The sequence below is a fragment of the Pseudohoeflea suaedae genome, from assembly GCF_004354915.1.
GTDB lineage: Bacteria > Pseudomonadota > Alphaproteobacteria > Rhizobiales > Rhizobiaceae > Pseudohoeflea > Pseudohoeflea suaedae.
Genome location: NZ_SMSI01000004.1, coordinates 15,329 through 34,275 on the forward strand (window position 1 = coordinate 15,329; position 18,947 = coordinate 34,275).

Here is an 18,947-nt window from a genome sequence, read left to right on the forward strand (position 1 = left end):
GCGTCTTCAAGCCCGGAGCGTCGGCTTCGGATTACATTCCCTGGGGACCGCGGTTCATGGCGGCCACGCCGGTACGGCAGATTTCCACCAGGCCGAGCGGGCGCATGATGGCGATGAACTGCTCGATCTTGGAGACGCGCCCGGTGATCTCGAAAATGAAATGCTCGGTATTCGCGTCGATCACCTGGGCCCGGAACGCGTCCGCCAGGCGCAGCGCCTCGACACGGTCGTCGCCGGTGCCTGCGACCTTGACGATCGCCAGTTCCCGCTCGATCGGCTTGTCCTGACCGAGATCGCGGGCGCGGACCGTCAGGTCCACCACGCTTCTCACCGGCACGATGCGCTCGAGCTGCGCCTTGATCTGCTGAAGCACCTGTGGCGTGCCCTTGGTCACGATGGTGATGCGGGAGAGATGCTTTTCATGCTCGGTCTCGGAGACCGTCAGGCTTTCAATGTTGTAGCCGCGGCCCGAAAACAGGCCGATCACGCGGGCAAGCACGCCGGGCTCGTTGTTGACGAGCACAGATAGCGTGTGAAGTTCCGGCACTTGCGTGTTCTGGGCGATGAAATAGGCCGATCCGGTCGGCTGATGCTGGGCGTTCATATCCTCAGTCCTTCCTGATGGGCGCTCAGACGAGCGCCCGGCCTTTCGCGTCGATGGCATTGGCGACCGCTTCGTCGGTCGCCTCGTCCGGCAACAGCATCTCGTTATGCGCCTTGCCCGACGGGATCATCGGGAAGCAGTTGGCAAGCGTGGCGACACGACAGTCGAAGATCACCGGGCCCTTGGTGTCGATCATGGTCCGGATCGCCTCGTCGAGGTCCGCGGGCTTGTCGCAGCGGATCCCGGTGGCGCCGTAGGCTTCCGCCAGCTTGACGAAATCGGGCATGGATTCCGTATAGGAATGCGACAGCCGGTTGCCGTGCAGAAGCTGCTGCCACTGGCGCACCATGCCCATATACTGGTTGTTCATGATGAAGATCTTCACCGGCAGCTCGTACTGAACCGCGCAGGAGAGCTCCTGGATGCACATCTGGATCGAGGCGTCGCCGGCAATGTCGATGACCAGGCTGTCGCGATGGGCGACCTGCACTCCGATTGCCGCCGGGAAGCCGTATCCCATGGTTCCCAGACCACCCGACGTCATCCACCGGTTGGGCTTTTCGAAGCCGTAGAACTGGGCCGCCCACATCTGGTGCTGGCCCACTTCCGTGGTGATGTAGGTGTCGCGGTCCTTGGTCAGCTCATAGAGACGTTCGAGCGCATATTGCGGCATGATCACGTCGGCGTTCTTGGCATAGGCGAGCGAATTGCGCGCGCGCCACTTCTCGATCTGCGCCCACCAGTCCTTGAGCTTCGACCTGTCGGTCTTGGCCGAGGCGCGCCAGAGGCGAACCATGTCCTCCAGAACGTGACCGACATCGCCGATGATCGGGATATCGACGGGCACGTTCTTGTTGATCGAGGACGGATCGATGTCGATGTGGATCTTTTTCGAGTTCGGCGAGAAGGCATCGAGGCGGCCGGTGATGCGGTCGTCGAAACGCGCGCCGATGCAGACCATGACGTCGCAGTCATGCATCGTCATGTTGGCCTCATAGGTGCCGTGCATGCCCAGCATGCCGAGCCAGGCCTCTCCCGATGCCGGATAGGCGCCGAGGCCCATCAGGGTCGAGGTGATGGGAAAGCCGCTCAGTTCCACCAGTTCGCGCAGGAGCTGGCTCGCCTCGGGACCGGAATTGATGACCCCGCCGCCCGAATAGATGACCGGTTTCTTCGCAGCGGCCATCAGTTCGATCGCGGCACGGATCTGCTCCATGTCGCCCTGCACTTTCGGCTGATAGGCGGCAGTTGCGGCGCCCGAGCTCGGCGGCGGCGGAGTATAGGTGCCGGTGGCGAACTGGATGTCCTTCGGAATGTCGACGACCACCGGACCGGGACGCCCGGAGGTTGCGATCTTGAAGGCCTGGTGGATGATCGAGGAGAGCTCGTTGACGTCCTTGACCAGCCAGTTGTGCTTGGTGCAGGGCCGCGTGATCCCGACGGTATCGCATTCCTGGAATGCGTCCGACCCGATCAGCGAGGTCGGCACCTGGCCGGAGATGCAGACGAGCGGGATGGAATCCATCAGCGCATCCTGCAGCGTGGTCACCGCGTTGGTGGCGCCGGGACCCGACGTCACCAGCATCACGCCGCACTTTCCTGTCGACCGCGCATAGCCTTCGGCCATGTGGCCCGCGCCCTGTTCGTGGCGAACCAGAATGTGCTCGATAGCCTCCTGCTGGTGCAGCTCGTCATAGATCGGCAGCACCGCTCCTCCCGGATAGCCGAAGATGTGCTCGACCCCGTTATCCTCCAACGCGCGCAGGACCATCTCCGCACCCGTCATCTCCAAGTTCTTACCGGCCATTTTTCCGTTTCCGTCTGTTTCCTCCAGCCTCCCGGCTGGTCTAGTGCCATTCGAGCCATAAAAAAAGGCCCCTTACGGAGCCTGTTTTCGCGCATGGGAGCTTTCGCCGGGTGGCTACACCACCCCGCCCATGCGCGGTCCTACTACGAGAATGCTTGCAATTTTCATCATGCATCCTTCCTACCGCCTCCCCGCCATCCGGTCAATCGGCTTTTTGCGCAGCGCGAAGCAGCCGGCCCGATGATCCGCGCAAGCCAAAATCTTCGATCCCCGGTTTGGTGGCAAAGAAACTGTTAACTCGGCCAAGAGTAGAGTAACCGACTGAAACAGCAGAGGTCGGAGAATGACTTCCGATAATATTCAGAACGACGACACCGGGGCCGACACCGGGGGTGAAGACCGTCGCGACACACTCAAACCCGGCAATCGCTTTCTCGGACGCGTCGTCGCCTGCTCCGGGGCACGCGCCACCGTGAGCGCCATCGCCGAAAGCGGTTCGACCGAACTCTCGGAACTCTGGTCCGTGGGCCGGCTGATCTCGATCAGCGTCGGCGACAACCGCGTCGTGGCCCTCGTCTGCTCGATGAACACCAATGTTCAAGGCTGGCGCGAGGGTGAAGACAACATCATGCATATCGAGGTGGAGCTGGTCGGCGAAATCCGCACCGGCGAGAACGGCAAGTCGGAATTTTCCGCCGGCATCAGCCAGTATCCCTATCTCGGCGCCATCGTCCACCGCATGCGCTCTTCCGATCTCGAACGCATCTACGATATCGGCTCGACCGATACCGCGAAGATCGGCGTGCTGACCCAGGACCGCTCGCTGGCCGCGCAGATACATGTCCCCTCCCTGCTGTCGCGCCACTTCGCAGTGGTGGGAACGACCGGTGTCGGCAAGACCACCGCGGTCACCCTGCTGCTTCACAAGGCGCTCCAGGCCGATCCGGCGCTGCGCGTTCTCATTCTCGACCCGCACAACGAATTTGCAGCAGCCTTCCCGCACCACGCCGTCGTCATCGATACGGATAATCTGGATCTGCCGTTCTGGCTCTTCCGGCTCGAGGAATTCGCCGAGGTGCTGTTCCGCGGACGGCCGCCGATCGCCGAGGAAGTCGACACGCTTCGCGATCTCATCCCGGAAGCCAAGCGTGCCTTCCGCGGATCCGCCGATACCGCGGTTTTGCGCCGGGCGAATGAGAAGTCGTCGCTGACGGCGGACACGCCGGTGCCCTATCGCATCGCCGACCTACTGGCGCTCGTCGACGAACGCATCGGCCGCCTAGAAGGCCGAGCCGAGAAGCCGCATCTGAGATCGCTCAAGGTGCGCATCCAGGCCGCGATCAACGATCCGCGCTACGAGTTCATGTTCTCCTCGAACACGATTCACGACACCATCGCGCAGACCATCAGCCGGATTTTCCGCATTCCGGGCGAAGGCCGCCCGGTGACGACATTTCAGCTTTCCGGCATCCCCTCGGAAGTGGTCAACTCGGTCGCCTCGATCCTTTGCCGCATGGCCTTCGAAATCGCGCTCTGGAGTTCCGGCGCCATCCGCCTGCTCGTCGTTTGCGAGGAAGCGCACCGCTACGTGCCGGCCGATCCCACGCTCGGCTTCTTCCCGACGCGTCAGGCCATTTCGCGCATCGCCAAGGAAGGGCGAAAATATGGTGTCAGCCTCGGCGTGATAACCCAGCGTCCCGGCGAACTTGACCCGACGATCCTGTCGCAGTGCTCGACCGTCTTTGCCATGCGGCTCGGCAACGACCACGACCAGGAAATCATTCGCTCCGCAATTCCGGATTCCTCGTCGTCGACGATTTCCTTCCTGTCGTCGATCGGCAATGGAGAGGCAATCGCCTTCGGTGAAGCCGTTGCCGTGCCGATGCGCATGGTGTTCGAACGCGTCCGCCAGGAAGTGCTGCCGCGGGCGAATTCGGGCCTCGAGCCCACAATCACCGGCGACGCCACCGGCGTCGACCTGAAGGCGATCGTGCAGCGCATGCGCCACATAAATCCCGACGAGGTCCAGTCATCGTCCCCGCCCTCGGATATCGAAAGCTACGAGGACGAGGAGGGGCTGGAGCCTTATCATTCGGAGTTCGCCGCGCAGCATAACAGTGCCCCTCACTACGGCGAACGGCCGATTGTCGACAGAAGCCCCGTACCTCCCGAGCTTCCATCGGAGAACAACTGGACAGCCGAGCCTGCCGGCGTTTCGCGCGCAGACCTTCCCGTTCGCCCGCCTTCCCCGCGCTTCGGCAGCTTTGCGGATGACAAGCGTCGAGAGGCCTCGTCCATCCGCTCGAGCCTGCTCAAGCGGCCGCTGAGTTCACTCATCGACAAATAGCCGGGACGCAACCCGCTCTGTCCTTTCGTGTTGCGACACAGGCGCCTCATGCCGCGGTACACACTTGATTGCGGCCGTTGCGTTTGGCGGCGTAGAGCTGCTTGTCTGCACGGCTGTAGAGCTCTTCGCCCGTCTCCTTGCCGTCCCATATGGCAATTCCAGCGCTGACCGTGACGTTGATCGAAACGGCGCCGGCTTCGACGGCGATCTGCGCGATCGCCCGCCGGATGCGTTCGGCCAGCTCGAAAATCTGGCGCTCGGTGATATTGGGAGACAGCACGGCGAATTCTTCACCGCCGAGCCGCGCCACCACATCGTGGTAACGGGTGAAGTCCTGCATGCAGAGCGCAACCTCGCGCAGGACCTCGTCACCGATGTTATGTCCATATGTATCGTTGACCGACTTGAAGTGATCGAGATCGAGAAGGATCATCCCGACAGGCGTCTCGATGAGGGCGAAGGCCTCGAGATACTCCCGTAGCGCATCATCGAAATAGCGTCGGTTGTGCAGCCCGGTCAGCGCATCTGTGACGGCTGCCTGCTCAAGCGTTTCGGACCGAATGGACAGCGAGGCCGTCATGTCGCGCAGGCGGCTGCGTTCCGCGACACCGACCTTGATCGTCGGATAGATGAGAAGAACGCTGCAGGCGATGCTCAGGCCTGTCAGCACCATGGACATATAATTATATTTCAATACTGGAATAATATTATCGTCGACGGTCTGGAGCTCGGAAGCAGTCGACCACGCCATGAACGACGAGATCCCCGCAAATCCGATCAGGAACAGCAGGACAAAGAAAAATATCTCAGCCTTGTGTAATCCCATTTTCCTCGACCGAAGTTCTTCTTGACGCTCGAATTTACGTGGCTGCAGGTTATGTTAGGATTAACGCGAGGCACATTTCGTGATATTAAGATATTCATGAATTTCAATTATTTCGGATCCAGCTGTTGTCCAGCTGGTTGCGCATCCACGTCATCTGGCGCTTCGCATATTGCCGGCTGGCGGTCTGAGCCAGGTGCACCGCGGTCTGCATATCCGACCGGCCGGCAAGGAAGTCCGTCAGTTCACCGACACCGATAGCCTTCATCACGGGAGTGGCCGGTGGCAATTCGAGCGCCAGCAACCGCTCGACCTCTTCCAGAGCGCCCTTCTCCATCATCAGCTCGAAACGGGCATTGATCCGCGCGTACAGGGCCGCACGCTCCGGCATCAGAACCAGCTTCACTGCATTTTCCGGCTTCAGCACCACCTTGTCCGGCGGCGTCTGGAAATCGGCGATGGACCGCCCGTGCGCATCGACGACCTCGACCGCCCGCAAGACACGCTGCCGGTCGCCGGTATCGAGTTTTGCCGCGACGGACGGATCGCGCCTGGCAAGCTCCGCATGGATGGCTTCGACACCATCCGCATCCAGCTTCTCGCGCCAATACCGGCGGATCCCGTCCGGCACCGGGGGGATGTCGGACAGCCCGCCCGTCAGCGCCCGGAAATACAGGCCGGTTCCACCCACGACGATCGCAATCTTGCCCCGTTCGCGGATGTCGGCGATCGCCCGCTCGGCATCGGCCAGCCAGCGCCCGGTCGAATAGACGTCGGCGGACGGAACATGGCCGTAGAGGTGGTGCGGAATTCCCTCCATCTCCTCTTCCGAGGGACGCGCGGTCAACAGCCGCAGCCCGTCATAGACCTGCATCGAATCCGCGTTCACCACCTCGCCGTCGAAGCGGCGGGCGAGATCGAGCGCCAGGCCGGACTTGCCGCTGGCGGTCGGCCCGGCTATCAGGATGGCCTCTTTGCCCTCAAGGGAGATATTCGTATCCATGGCTCTCGTTGCCACGCTGATCGCCAATCCGTCAAACCCCGTACTCACGCCATCCCTCGGAGAAGCCGCTTCCGACGCGGTCAATGCCGCCGGTCTCTATTGGCTTGCCGATGGTATCGCCTGCGACATCGCGCTGCGCGACGGGACCGATCCGGAAGCCGCGCACAGGACCCTCAGGGATATCGTCGGCGATGCTGCCGTGGATATTGCGGTTCAGACGGCGGAGAACCGCCGCAAGAAATTGCTGCTGGCCGATATGGATTCGACCATGATCGGGCAGGAATGCATCGATGAACTGGCCGCCGAAGTTGGACTGAAGCCCAAGGTCGCCGCCATTACCGCCCGCGCCATGAACGGCGAGATAGAATTCGAGCCGGCGCTCCGCGAACGCGTCGCGCTGCTCAAGGGGCTACCGCTTTCCGTCATCGGCGACGTGATCGAGAAACGCATCACCCTTGCCGCCGGCGGACCCGAGCTTGTTGCCACGATGCGGGCGAATGGTGCCTATACCGCGCTCGTTTCCGGCGGTTTCACCCTGTTCACCGGACCTGTCGCCGAAATGATCGGCTTCGACGAACATCGTTCCAATATTCTCGAGACCGATGGCGACGTGCTCTCGGGCACCGTCAGCGAACCCATTCTCGGAAAGCAGGCCAAGGTCGATGCGCTCGTCGAGATCAGCGAGCGGCTCGCCATTTCCACCGACGAGGCGATCGCAGTCGGCGACGGCGCCAATGATCTCGGCATGCTGGAACTGGCTGGCTCGGGTGTCGCCGTTCACGCCAAGCCATCGGTCGCCGCGCAGGCCCGCTTCCGCATCGACCATGGCGACCTGACCGCGCTTCTCTACCTCCAGGGCTATCGCAAGGCGGACTTCATAACGCGATGAAGCCGCGTCTCGCTGAACCCCCGATCGCCGGTCGTTTCCGCTAGTCCATCCGGATCGTCACGAAGCGCAGCTCTCCATCGGGACTGGCGATCATCAGAAGCGCATTGCGGCGTCCATCGTCCTTCAGTTCCTCGAGACGGGCGATGACATCGTCGGGCGTATCGACGGCGCTCTGGGCGATCTCGACGATCACGTTTCCTGCAACGATACCTTTCTCGGCCGCCATCGAGCCTTCCTCGACGTCCGAGATCAGAACGCCCTCGACATCGTCGGCAATGGAAAATTCCGCCCGGGCATCCTCGGTCAGTTCCCCATAGGTCATGCCGAGCGCATTCTGCTCCGGCGCCTCATCGGTCTGGTCGGCGTCATCGACCTGCGCCTGGGCCAGCTGCTCGCCATCCTCGAGACGGCCGAGCGTGACCTTGACGGTGATCTCCTTGCCATCGCGCACCACCTTCACGTCGACGGCCTTTCCGACAGGGCTCTCGGCGACGATACGCGGCAGGTCGCGCATTTCGGCGACCACGTGACCGTCGAACTCGGTTATCACGTCACCGGCCTTGATCGATCCGTCATCGACAGGGCCGTCCTTGATCACGCCGGCCACGAGCGCCCCGATCGACGTCGTCATGCCGAGGCTTTCGGCGATCTCGTCAGTCACGGGCTGGATACGAACCCCGAGCCAGCCGCGGCGGGTTTCGCCGAATTCGCGAAGCTGCTCGATGACGCTCACGGCCATTTCGGTCGGGACCGAAAAGCCGATGCCGATCGAGCCGCCCGACGGCGAAATGATGGCCGTGTTGATGCCGATGACCTCGCCCTTCATGTTGAAGAGCGGGCCGCCGGAATTGCCGCGGTTGATGGCCGCATCCGTCTGGATGAAATTGTCATAGGGGCCGGACTGGATATCACGGCCGCGCGCCGAAATGATGCCGATGCTCACCGAACCGCCGAGGCCGAACGGATTGCCGATCGCCATCACCCAGTCACCGATACGCATGGCTTCGGAATCGCCGAACGGCACGGCTTTCAGCGGCTTGGGCGGATTGACCTTGAGGACAGCGAGGTCGGTCTTGGTATCCGCGCCCACCAGCTCGGCCTTGAGCTTCGAGCCGTCGGCGAAAATCACCTCGATATCGTCGGCTCCCTCGATGACGTGATTATTGGTCACCACCGTGCCGTCGGGATCGATGACGAAGCCGGAACCGAGCGAGGACACCCGCCGCGCGCGCGGTGCCTGCTTGTCGCCGTCGAAGAACTCGTCGAAGAAGTCCTGGAAGGGCGAGCCTTCCGGCGCCTTCATGCGCGGGCCCTTGCTGTCGTCGTCGACATTCTGCCGGGTGGAAATGTTGACCACGGCATCGAGCAGGCCTTCGGCGATATCGGCCACCGAGGACGGCCCCGGCTCGATCATCTGCGCGGAAGCGGGCAGCGGCGCCGCCACCATGCCGATGAGCGCAAGGCCCAGCGTCGCGCTCTTCAATCCGTTGCAGGCTTGTTCGAAAATGGCTTGCGGCTTCAACCCTTGTCTCCCCGGTCTCTCGAATTCGATGTCCGATTGAAGCCAAGAGATAAGGCGAAATCAGGTCCGGTCCAATCATCTTTTTGCGAGAACGGCGAGGAATGTCCGGGCCGATCGCTTTTATCCGAGATGTTTGGAGAGAAAGACGAGACCGGTGCCGGCTGCGAGCACGACAACACCGATGATGCGCAACGTCTGGTCGTCAATCTTGGGGAGCTCCTCCGCCATCCGGCGAAGCAGGCGGGGCATGAGAGCCCAGATCAGGCCCTCGACCACGCAAACGAGGCCGAGGGCGAGAAGTATCGTGGTCACCGGGAGCCCGCCTTAATTGGCGGGCTCGGTCACAGCCGGTTCCTGCGTGCCGCTTCCGGCATTCGCCGCGCTGCTGCTGGAGCCCGAATTCGCAGGCAGTGCCGACTGGCCTGCATTGCCGAAGAACTGGAAGAACTCCGAATCCGGCGAGAGCACCATCGTCGTGCCGGTATCGGCAAACGACTTCGCGTAAGCTGCCATCGAGCGGTAGAACTCGAAGAACCCTTCATCCTTGCCGAAGGCTTCGGCGAAGATCCGGTTACGCTCGGCGTCGCCTTCACCGCGGATGATTTCCGAATCCCGGCGTGCTTCGGATTCGATCTCGACGACCTGACGGTCGGCGATGGCGCGGATGCGCTGACCGGCCTCGTTACCGCGGGCGCGGATGAGTTCGGCTTCCGCCAGACGTTCGGCCTTCATGCGTTCGAAGGTCTGCTGGGAGACTTCCTGCGTCAGATCCGTACGGCGGATGCGGACGTCATCGATCTGGATGCCGAGATTCTCCGCTTCCGGACGCAGCTGGTCGCGAACCTCGTTCATCATCGAGGTGCGCTCGTCGGAGAGAGCGGCCTCGAAACCGCGCAGACCGTAAACGGTACGAAGAGCGGAGTTGAGACGGGTTCTCAGGCGCGATTCCGCGGCCACCAGGTCGGCGGAGACCGTCTGACGGAATTTCAGCGGATCGGTGATGTTGTAGAGGACGAAAGCATCGACCTCGTAGAACTTGCCGCCCGAAACCTGAACGCGGATGTCCTCGAGGTCGAAGCGCAGCGCGCGCTTCTCGATGAACTGCACGGTATCGATGAACGGAACCTTGAAGTACAGGCCCGGGGTTTCGCGCACGTCCTGGATCTCACCGAAGCGGATGGTGAGCGCCTGTTCGCGTGCGTTGACCACGTAGGCAGACTGGTAGACGACGAAAAGGATGATGGCGGCAATGATTGCGCCGATTGCGAACCGGTTACCCATTACTGGTTACCTCCGGCGTTCTTGCGGACTTCAGGAAGCGGCAGGTAGGGCACGACGCCGGTTCCCCCGTCCTGGCCCATGATCACCTTGTCGGATCCCCTGAGCACGTTTTCCATTGTTTCGAGATAGAGCCTCTTGCGGGTCACTTCCGGGGCCTTGGCGTATTCGTCGTAGATCGACTCGAAGCGCTGGGCCTCACCGGTCGCCTCGTTGACGACGCGATCCTTGTAGGCGGCTGCCTCTTCGCGGATCTGCGCGGCCTGACCTCGGGCCTGACCGAGTTTCTGGTTGGAATACTGGTTGGCTTCCTCGACGAAGCGGTCCTCGTCCTGCTCGGCACGCTGCACTTCATCGAAGGCGTCGGCCACTTCGCGCGGCGGGGCTGCATCCTCGATCGACACGGCAGTCACGAGAACGCCGGCCGGGAAGGAATCCATCACCCGCTGGATGATGTCGCGAACTTCCTGCGAGATGGCTTCACGATTGTCGCGGAAGATGTCCTGTGCGGGACGACGGCCGACGACTTCGCGCATGGCGCTTTCGGACACCATCCGCAGCGTGTCTTCCGGACGCGCCACGTTGAAGAGGAAATTCTTCGGCTCGTTGACGGTGTAGAGAACCTTGAACTCCACATCTACGATGTTCTGGTCGCCCGAAAGCATCAGGCCGCTGGTGCTGCCCGAGCGCGAATTGCCGCCGGAATCCAGCTGGCGCTCGACGATGGATACGGTCTCCACGGTCTCGAACGGCCAGAAGATGACGTGCAGGCCCGGCATCGAGACTTCGCTCTTCGGCTGACCGAAGCGCAGTTCCACGCCCCGCTGATCCGGCTGGACCGTGTAGATGGCCTGGGTTGCCCAGATCGCGATCAGGCCGAGAACGACGACGATGGCAATCAGCTTGCCGGAACCGCCGGGACCGCCGGCACCACCGGGCATGACCCGGCGCAGGCTGTCCTGACCACGGCGAATAAGGTCTTCGAGATCGGGCGGAGTATTCCCGCCGCCACCTCCGCGGGGTCCTTGCGGGCCCTTGCCCCAGGGACCCTGGTTATTTCCTCCGCCGCCGCCGCCCCATGGGCCGCCGCCGCCATTCTGATTGCTCCAGGGCATCAAAACCTCTTTGTTAGCGTTCAGGGCAGGCGGATGCCTCCCCTCAATCCGTTTGAAACGTTATAGGTACCGCGAGGAGCGCTTTCAACGCAAACAGGTTGAAAATCAGGCAATTCCGCCCTTATCGACCGCCAATTCGGCGATTGTGTCAGGCGGTGCGGCGATAGACCGCAAATCGCATGTCGTGGCTGTCGCGTTCGCCCGCACAAACGCGCTCCTCGGATTCGAGGGTCCAGACATCCGGATCGATGGCCGGGAAAACCGTATCGCCATCCACCCTGCCCTCGACATGGGTGATCTCCAGCCGGTCGGCACGCTCCAGCGCCTGGCGATAGATCTCGCCGCCGCCAATCACGCAGATCTCGGTAGTGTCGCCTTCGATAAGCGAGGCGGCCTTCTCGAGCGCGGCGTCCAGCCCAGGCGTCACGATCGCGCCGTCGATCGCCGCCGCAGAGCGCGAGATCACGATGTTAGGCCGGCCCGGAAGCGGCTTGCCGATGGAATCGAAGGTCTTGCGGCCCATCACCACCGGCTTGCCCATGGTGATCGCCTTGAAACGCCGGAGATCACTCGACAGCTGCCACGGCATGTCACCATCGCGCCCGATCACGCCGTTGTCCGCAACGGCAGCCACGATGACGATTTCCGGCGTTTTTGGCGACAACGTTTTCAGATCCGGTTCGGTCACGCGATCAAACCGCGATCGGCGCGGCGATATGCGGATGGGATTCATAGCCCTCCAGCCGGAAATCATCGAAGGTGAACGCAAACAGATCGGTCACCCCCTTGTTGATATGCATGACCGGCAAAGGCAGCGGCTCGCGAGAAATCTGGATACGCGCCTGTTCGAAATGGTTCATGTAGAGATGTGCGTCGCCGAAGGTGTGGATGAACTCGCCGGGCTTGAGCCCGGTCACCTGCGCCACCATCATCGTCAGCAAGGCATAGGAGGCGATGTTGAACGGCACGCCGAGGAAGATGTCGGCGGAACGCTGGTAGAGCTGGCACGACAGCTTGCCGTCCGAAACATAGAACTGGAACAGGCAGTGGCATGGCGGCAGCGCCATCTCGTCGACTTCCGCCGGGTTCCAGGCGCTCACGATATGGCGGCGCGAGGACGGGTTCTTGCGGATCTGCTCGACGACGTTTGCAATCTGGTCGATATGGCGGCCGTCGTGTGCGGGCCAGGAGCGCCATTGCGCGCCATAGACGGGACCAAGGTCGCCGTTCTCGTCGGCCCAGTCGTCCCAGATCTTCACGCCGTTGGTCTTGAGATAGGCGATGTTCGTGTCGCCCTTCAGGAACCACAGCAGCTCATGAATGATCGACTTGAGATGCAGCTTCTTGGTCGTGGTGACGGGAAAGCCTTCCGACAGGTCGAAGCGCATCTGGTGACCGAATACCGAACGCGTGCCCGTGCCGGTTCTGTCGCCCCTGTCTGAACCGGTTTCGAGCACCCGTTCCAGAAGATCCAGGTATTGCCTCATCAGGCTCTCCCATGTGTCGTTTCGCGCCGCATGATTCTCCGCTGCCCGACATTACACGTGCCTGACGTAAAAATCGCCCGGACGAGCCGGGCGATTCACAGCTTGTCGTTTGCTTTCTGAAAAGCGCTTCAGCGGCGGCCGGGCAGTCAGATGGCGCCGAGCTTGCCGAGTTCCTTGGCGCACAGATAGTAGAAGGTGACGCGCGACTTGGAATTGTCGCCCTTCATCGTCGCGCAGACGCTTTCAACAGCCTTCTCGCCTTCCGTTTCCGAGACGCCGAGCTTGTTGACGCACCATTTTTCGACAACACGCGCCGTTTCGGAAGCGTCCGAACAGGACACCAGCGAGGAATCGCGGTTTCGCAGCGCAATTCCGAGGTATTTGACAATCTTGTTGATGATCTCGTCCGATGCGCCTGCATCGTATTTCTTCACGTCCGCAGCGTAGTCTGCCATGTTACTCCCCTGTTCATGAACCCTCCCTCCAAAAACCTTTGGCGGGACACGCGACGGATCGATTGTCCGTCGCCGGTTGTCCTCAAGTCAATAGGCCAATTGACCACCGACCGAGACACGGGGTCCTTTTCAAGCGCGCCTCAGCTCCCTATATTGGGGGTGCCGCTTCGCGCGGCTATGGCAATAAACGGCGTTGTAATAAGCCATTCGGACCCGGGGGCGGTACCCGGCGCCTCCACCAAGATCCGGCGAAGCCGGGCCACACCCGCTCAGGGCGCGGCCGGATGTTGATGGGGGCGAAACAGGATCGACGAGGGTGTAAAGAACGACTTTTTGCTCGGCATGATACCACCGTTATCGGGTCACAAGTGTAGTTGCAAACGACAACAACGCTAAGGGTTACGCTGTCGCTGCCTAATGGCGGTGCCAGAAACCCGAATTAAGTCCTTGCGGGTAGCACTGTAAGGCGGGGTTCGGAGGCACCTGGCAACAGAAGCCTCCACTTTCCTCCCCTTCTGTCATCTTTCCGAAACCGCCCGGCGCCGCTGTGCAGGCTCAAAGCCGCGGCGATTAGCTGTGCACTTTTCAACGCATATTGAGCCGCATCTTTTCGCTTGGCGGCAATGGTATATATATAGCTTGAATGACGACTCGGCTCGCGCCGGCCCGATGACGAGGTCAGGCGCTCCAACGGAGAAAGTAGAACGCATGCCGCAAGACCATATCCGCTACGACATTCTCGCCCAGGATGCGTTGCGCGGCGTCATCCGCAAGGTTCTCACCGAGGTTGCCGCGACGGGGTATCTGCCGGGCGATCACCACTTCTTCATCACCTTCATGACCGAAGCGCCGGGCGTTCGCATCTCGACCGCGCTCAAGGACCGCTATCCGGAGCAGATGACCATCGTCGTCCAGCACCAGTTCTGGGACCTCAAGGTGACCGAGAGCCTGTTCGAGATCGGCCTGTCCTTCTCCGACAAGCCCGAAAAGCTGGTCGTGCCCTTCGCTGCGATCCGCGGTTTCTACGATCCTTCCGTCAATTTCGAACTGGAGTTCGACACGGTGATGGAAGAAGCCGCCAACGACATGGACGACGATATCACCTCCGACGAGGAAATCGCCCAGGTCGTGGAAGAGCTGATCGACAAGGGAAATTCCAGATCGGAAGAGGATGAGGGCAAGGAAGACAACGGCAAGAGCGCCGAGGTCGTCTCGCTCGATTCCTTCCGCAAGAAGAACTGAATGCGGCCATGGCCGGCGACGTCGTCAACCTTCGCATGGCGCGCAAGCGCAAGGATCGCAAGGACCGCGAGACGAAGGCCGAGCAGAACCGTATTTCCTTCGGCCGCACCAAGGCCGAGCGCCAGCATACGAGCGCCGAGAACGAGCGCATCGCCCGGCTTCACGATGCCGGCAGGCGCGAAGCGGATGACAGCCCCGCCGGCGACTAGGCGGATGTTCCCATGACAGCCAACCGCAAACGCTCGGTGACCATTCGCGGTCACCGCACGTCGTTCTCGGTGGAAGATGCCTTCTGGACCTGTCTCAGGCAGATGGCGCGCCAGCGCGGTATCTCACTCTCGGCGCTGATCGCGGATATCGACAAGGATCGCGACGAAAGCGACAACCTCTCCTCACGGCTGAGACTGGCGGTGCTCGACTGGGCGCTCGCCGGCAGGAACGGCGAGACCGACCCTTTCAATTCCCCAGATCGAACGGCCTGACCCCGGGCAGTTCCTCGAAGTCCAGCGACTGTCCAGGCAGCACGGGATCCGGCACGACCGGGTTCGTGATCGCCGGCTGAGCGGCTCGGCTCGGCGCGGCCAGCGGCGCGCGCTCGATTGCACGGTCCTCGTTCCCAATCTCGTTCCGTGGCTCGCTCTGTGTCTCATTCGGTGGCTCAGGCGCGCTTTGCTCGAGGAGCTGTCGCGCCTCCTCCTCGGCAGCCTGACGGGCGGCGTCTTCTTCTGCCGCGCGCCGTGCGGCTTCGGCGGCCTGCCGCTCGCGCTCTGCCCTCGCCTCTTCCGCGCGGCGTTGCCGTTCTTCGGCTTCGCGGCGCAGGCGTTCCTCTTCCGCCGCCTCGGCGGCTGCACGGTCCACATCGTTCTGCTCGACCAGCGCGAGGATGCGGCGCAGTCTGAGCTTTTCCAGAACGCCCGCCTGCAGCAGCTCCACCCGTCGCCGCTCGATCTCGTAGGCGCGGACGGACAGGAAATTGGCAAGCTGGGTCACGTCCAGCGAGCGCTCGGGAGCGTCGAGCGGGCCTTCCACCCGGATACCGATACGCGGCTCGGCGCCGGCCTGGGCCTCCTCGCCGGGATCGAAGGCGAGCGAGAATTCGGTATCGAGCGTAGCCGCTGCGAGATTGAGCCGGCCTTCGCCGGAGAGCGTGGCCGCACCGCTCGTGACGGCAGGCAGTGAGAAACGCGCCACGCCGCTGGTGATCGAGAATGGCAGGGATACCTGTTCCGCCGTCAGTTCACCGTTGGAAATCGACAGTCTCGCCAGTTCCTCGACCTGCGCCGTTCCCGTCTCGAACCCGTCGCGGTCGGCACCATTGACGATGCGCTCGAAGGCATGCGGATCGAGCCCTGAAAGCGTGAAGCCGGAAATCGAAAGCTCGCCGCCGCCGGTGATAGCCCTGACGAGCGACCGGCTATCCGCGCCCGTCCCTTCGACGCGAGCGCGAAAATCACCCCGACCGGTCACCGGTGCGCTGCCGGATATGGCGTTCTCGATCGTGGCGACGTCGACGCCCTTGGCTTCGATGGTCGCGGACAGAAAGGCCGTACCATCCGGATTGTCGAGATTGAAGCTACCGCTCATCGTGCCGCCGCGCCAACTTGCCGTGCCGTCGGTCAGCTGCAACCGCCCGTCCCGATAGGCGACCGCGCCGGAGAAATCCCGCGCCTCCCCCGCCGGTCCGAGACCGAAGCTTTCCGCCTGCAGAAGAATGTCGAATTGCGGCGCACCCTCGATCGGCGGCGTATAGGCGCTGTCGCTCCACTGCCCACCGTCAAGCGCGTCGAGCCGGGGGCCGAGCACAAGCTCGGTCAGCCAGTCGAGATCGGCGCTGCCGAGCGCAAGATCACCGGAAACGGAAATTTCGGGGGCAGTCCGGTCGAATGTCAGCGCGCCGTTGACGGCATTCCCGGCAATGCTGCCGGCCAGATTGGAAAGCACGATGGCTTCGGGCAAAAACTCGCCCCTGGCCTCGAGTTCCACCGGCAGTCCCATGCCGGTCTGGGGAAGCGCCTGACCGAAGAGGATGAGTACCGGATCCGCATCCGGCGAGGACAGCGCCACGTCGAACGTGCCGGTCAGCGGGCCGTCGGCTGGCAGCGCGCCCTTTCCTTCAAGGGACAGCGACGTATCGCCGGCAGACGCCAGAAGCGTGATGTCCCCACCCGCCGTGCCTTCACCTTCCAGTGAAACTTCAAGATGCGCAGCCCCCGTATCGGAAAGCGGCAAGACCGCGAACCCGGCCTGCCCGGCAAGCACGGCTGCTTCATCGTTGTCGGCCGTGACGCGTATCGAACGCGCGCCCTCTCCGGTTCCGGCCAGCCCGGCGCCGGAGGCCGACAGGGCGAACTCGGTGCCGTTGACCGTGCCGGAAGCAGACAGCGCGGGACCGTTTCCGGGCGACAATTCGAGTGAGAAGCTTGCATCGAGATCGTCGTAGGCGCCTGGGATGGAGCGGATGCGCGAAAGCGTACTGTTGGCCCCGGCCAGCCGGTTGGCGAGTGCCAGGAGATTATCGCCGGTCCCGGCACGGATCGTGCCGGTCAGCGATCCTTCGGGAGCGGCGACGGACCCCGCGAAACTGCCGCTCAGGCGTCCCTCCGCTCCGGCGAGATTGCCGAAGGAGAAATTGCCGATCGTCAGTTCACCGTCCCGATAGACAAGCGTTGCATCGGCCTCCCCGATGTCGAGATCACCGACCGTCAGCACCTCGGCGGCGACATGAGCCGAGAGATTGCTGACGCCGATCTGGTCGATATCCCCGCTTCTCGGCTCTATGCCTGCCAGGGTCGAGAGCGCGCGGACGGCATCGATGTCGAAACGGTCACCGGAAAGATCCATCGACAGCGAAGGCGCACGGCCTTCCAGTTCCTGACGCTCCAGCGCCCCCTTGAGCACCGCCGGACCGATGGCGACCTCAAGCCCCTCGAAGCGCTGCAGCTGCTCGGTCAGCGAGACCTTGGCCGAGAAACCCGCCTGTTCGATCCGCCGCATCACCGGATCGACCTGGCCGGTCAGCCAGTTGGCAAGGCCCGACGGCTGACTGGAGGCGACGACCAGATCGCCGGCAAAGGACGCCCGCTCGCCGACATTGAGAACACCGCTCGCCTCCACCTTGGTGCGGCCGGGGAGGCTTGCGGCGAAGCTGTCCACCTGCCAGCTCCCACCTTCAGGCCGGGCGGCTATGCGGACATCGCGAATGGTGGTGTCGCTTGCGATGATGGCCGGAAGCGACATTTCCACGCGGCCCGGCAGCGGCGGCGGCGGAAGGCGCGACAGGAAACTGTTGAGCGCGGAAAGGCGATCGCGTGCCGAGATTGGCGCGGCACTCTCATCCGCGTCTTCTCCCTCCGCCGTGACGTCGACCTGCTGACCATCGGCAATCAGGAGAAATTCCGGGTCGGGGCCTGTATCGACCGTCGCCTCGCCGGTTACGATGTACGGATCCACGGAACCGCCGAGTTCCATCCGGTATTCGCCGATGCGCAGCCGCTCGTTATCAACCTCGAAATCGCCTCGGGTGACCATCGCGGCAGCAGCCGGCTCACTCGCCTCGGCGGAGTTCATGTATTGCAGCGTGAAAGTGCCGTCATAATGGGGCTTGGCGTCGGCGATCTCGGCCGTGCCCTCGGTTTCGAGCAGCACCGGCGCGTCATCGGGCAGGATGCGGGTCCGCAACCGCACCGAGCCGTTCTCGGCGGCTCCGGTGGAAATGTCGAAGGATCCATGCCGCCCCCTGAGCTCCCCGGTACCTTCGACCCGCCATGGACCGCTCAGCGAACGCGCGGAAAGGGTGGCATCTATATCGCTTGCGACATGCTCACGGCGGTTTTGCGTATCGACGATGCGGATCGTCGCGCCGGTGACCGCGACCTTCTCGAGCACCACCGTCTCCCCCGAAGCCGAAGGACGCGCGCTGAGCGCCCATTCGAGCTCGCCATCCGGCAGAAGCCGCATGGTGACCGTCGGGTTCTCGAGCCGCATGTCGAAAATGCGCACTTCGCCGGAAAGAAACGGGGCGAGTTCGACATCCATCGAGAAGTTCTCGACGGTCATCATCGAATCGCCGTTGATATCGTTGCCGATCGCGACGTCGGAAAATGTGACGGAGGGGAACGGCAACAGCCGGGCGTCGGCAGCACCACGCACCTCGACCGGCTGGCCCAGCACGCGGGAGGCCTCTTTCTCGAAGGCCGTCCGGTAGCTGGTCCAGTCGATGAAGTAGGGGCCGATAAGCGCGGCGAAGAGCGCCACAACCAACAGACCGCCAAAAATGACAAACAGCCGGGCCAGCTGATTACCTCCATAGTCAACGGTCTTATGCTGCACCGTCACATCGGCACAAACAAGGCCGTTTCAATGGTTTCCCGGACTT

Annotated in this window: 17 protein-coding genes and 1 other RNA gene; 6 read left to right on the forward strand and 12 right to left on the reverse strand. The window is 62.6% G+C overall.

What is annotated here, in order from left to right:
* Positions 1-31 precede the first annotated feature (31 nt).
* Together ilvN and E2A64_RS16115 are read right to left on the reverse strand one after the other, a co-directional pair.
* Positions 32-604 (reverse strand): acetolactate synthase small subunit, encoded by a 573-nt coding sequence (gene ilvN / locus E2A64_RS16110; protein ID WP_133285550.1) that lies wholly within the window; start codon positions 602-604, stop codon positions 32-34.
* Between the two features lie 25 nt (positions 605-629).
* Positions 630-2,390, reverse strand: coding sequence for an acetolactate synthase 3 large subunit (locus E2A64_RS16115; protein WP_428977504.1), 1,761 nt, complete (start codon positions 2,388-2,390; stop codon positions 630-632).
* Between the two features lie 364 nt (positions 2,391-2,754).
* Between E2A64_RS16115 and E2A64_RS16125 the strand changes: the two genes are divergently transcribed.
* Positions 2,755-4,758 carry an ATP-binding protein gene (locus tag E2A64_RS16125; RefSeq protein WP_133285552.1) on the forward strand — a complete coding sequence of 668 codons (2,004 nt, stop codon included), beginning with the start codon at positions 2,755-2,757 and terminating at the stop codon, positions 4,756-4,758.
* Between the two features lie 46 nt (positions 4,759-4,804).
* Here the strand turns inward: E2A64_RS16125 and E2A64_RS16130 are convergent, their stop codons facing one another.
* On the reverse strand, positions 4,805-5,584 hold the full coding sequence (locus E2A64_RS16130) for a GGDEF domain-containing protein (protein ID WP_133285553.1): 780 nt from the start codon (positions 5,582-5,584) through the stop codon (positions 4,805-4,807).
* 103 nt (positions 5,585-5,687) lie between these two features.
* The gene (gene miaA / locus E2A64_RS16135) at positions 5,688-6,584 is read right to left on the reverse strand and encodes a tRNA (adenosine(37)-N6)-dimethylallyltransferase MiaA (protein WP_133285554.1); all 897 of its coding nucleotides are present in this window, start codon (positions 6,582-6,584) and stop codon (positions 5,688-5,690) included.
* Here miaA and serB point away from each other — a divergent pair.
* The gene (serB, locus tag E2A64_RS16140; RefSeq protein ID WP_133285555.1) at positions 6,583-7,473 is read left to right on the forward strand and encodes a phosphoserine phosphatase SerB; all 891 of its coding nucleotides are present in this window, start codon (positions 6,583-6,585) and stop codon (positions 7,471-7,473) included. The two genes, miaA and serB, sit on opposite strands and share 2 nt — an antisense overlap.
* A gap of 40 nt (positions 7,474-7,513) precedes the next feature.
* Here serB and E2A64_RS16145 read toward each other — a convergent pair whose 3' ends face one another.
* From E2A64_RS16145 to E2A64_RS16175, 7 genes are all read right to left on the reverse strand, one after another.
* Positions 7,514-8,920 carry a Do family serine endopeptidase gene (locus E2A64_RS16145; RefSeq protein WP_133285836.1) on the reverse strand — a complete coding sequence of 469 codons (1,407 nt, stop codon included), beginning with the start codon at positions 8,918-8,920 and terminating at the stop codon, positions 7,514-7,516.
* A gap of 195 nt (positions 8,921-9,115) precedes the next feature.
* Positions 9,116-9,307 (reverse strand): DUF2065 domain-containing protein, encoded by a 192-nt coding sequence (locus tag E2A64_RS16150; RefSeq protein ID WP_244598335.1) that lies wholly within the window; start codon positions 9,305-9,307, stop codon positions 9,116-9,118.
* Between the two features lie 12 nt (positions 9,308-9,319).
* Entirely contained in the window at positions 9,320-10,276 is a 957-nt protein-coding gene (gene hflC / locus E2A64_RS16155) for a protease modulator HflC (RefSeq protein WP_133285556.1), read from the reverse strand.
* Positions 10,276-11,388, reverse strand: coding sequence for an FtsH protease activity modulator HflK (gene hflK, locus E2A64_RS16160; protein ID WP_133285557.1), 1,113 nt, complete (start codon positions 11,386-11,388; stop codon positions 10,276-10,278). The genes hflC and hflK overlap by 1 nt, the downstream gene beginning before the upstream one ends.
* A 148-nt stretch (positions 11,389-11,536) precedes the next feature.
* Positions 11,537-12,025, reverse strand: a complete 489-nt coding sequence (locus E2A64_RS16165; protein ID WP_280177548.1) for a dihydrofolate reductase — start codon at positions 12,023-12,025, stop codon at positions 11,537-11,539.
* A 55-nt stretch (positions 12,026-12,080) separates the two neighbouring features.
* Positions 12,081-12,875 carry a thymidylate synthase gene (locus tag E2A64_RS16170; protein ID WP_133285559.1) on the reverse strand — a complete coding sequence of 265 codons (795 nt, stop codon included), beginning with the start codon at positions 12,873-12,875 and terminating at the stop codon, positions 12,081-12,083.
* Between the two features lie 146 nt (positions 12,876-13,021).
* Positions 13,022-13,330, reverse strand: coding sequence for a DUF2853 family protein (locus E2A64_RS16175; protein WP_133285560.1), 309 nt, complete (start codon positions 13,328-13,330; stop codon positions 13,022-13,024).
* 122 nt (positions 13,331-13,452) lie between these two features.
* Here E2A64_RS16175 and ssrA point away from each other — a divergent pair.
* From ssrA to E2A64_RS16195, 4 genes are all read left to right on the forward strand, one after another.
* Positions 13,453-13,834, forward strand: a transfer-messenger RNA (tmRNA) gene (ssrA, locus tag E2A64_RS16180).
* A gap of 204 nt (positions 13,835-14,038) precedes the next feature.
* Positions 14,039-14,572: an SspB family protein gene (locus E2A64_RS16185; protein WP_133285561.1), complete on the forward strand. Its 534-nt coding sequence runs from the start codon at positions 14,039-14,041 to the stop codon at positions 14,570-14,572.
* Between the two features lie 8 nt (positions 14,573-14,580).
* On the forward strand, positions 14,581-14,781 hold the full coding sequence (locus tag E2A64_RS16190) for a DUF4169 family protein (RefSeq protein ID WP_133285562.1): 201 nt from the start codon (positions 14,581-14,583) through the stop codon (positions 14,779-14,781).
* 12 nt (positions 14,782-14,793) lie between these two features.
* Entirely contained in the window at positions 14,794-15,054 is a 261-nt protein-coding gene (locus tag E2A64_RS16195) for a ribbon-helix-helix domain-containing protein (protein ID WP_133285563.1), read from the forward strand.
* Here the strand turns inward: E2A64_RS16195 and E2A64_RS16200 are convergent.
* Positions 15,029-18,907 carry an AsmA family protein gene (locus E2A64_RS16200; RefSeq protein ID WP_133285564.1) on the reverse strand — a complete coding sequence of 1,293 codons (3,879 nt, stop codon included), beginning with the start codon at positions 18,905-18,907 and terminating at the stop codon, positions 15,029-15,031. The two genes, E2A64_RS16195 and E2A64_RS16200, sit on opposite strands and share 26 nt — an antisense overlap.
* Positions 18,908-18,947 lie beyond the last annotated feature (40 nt).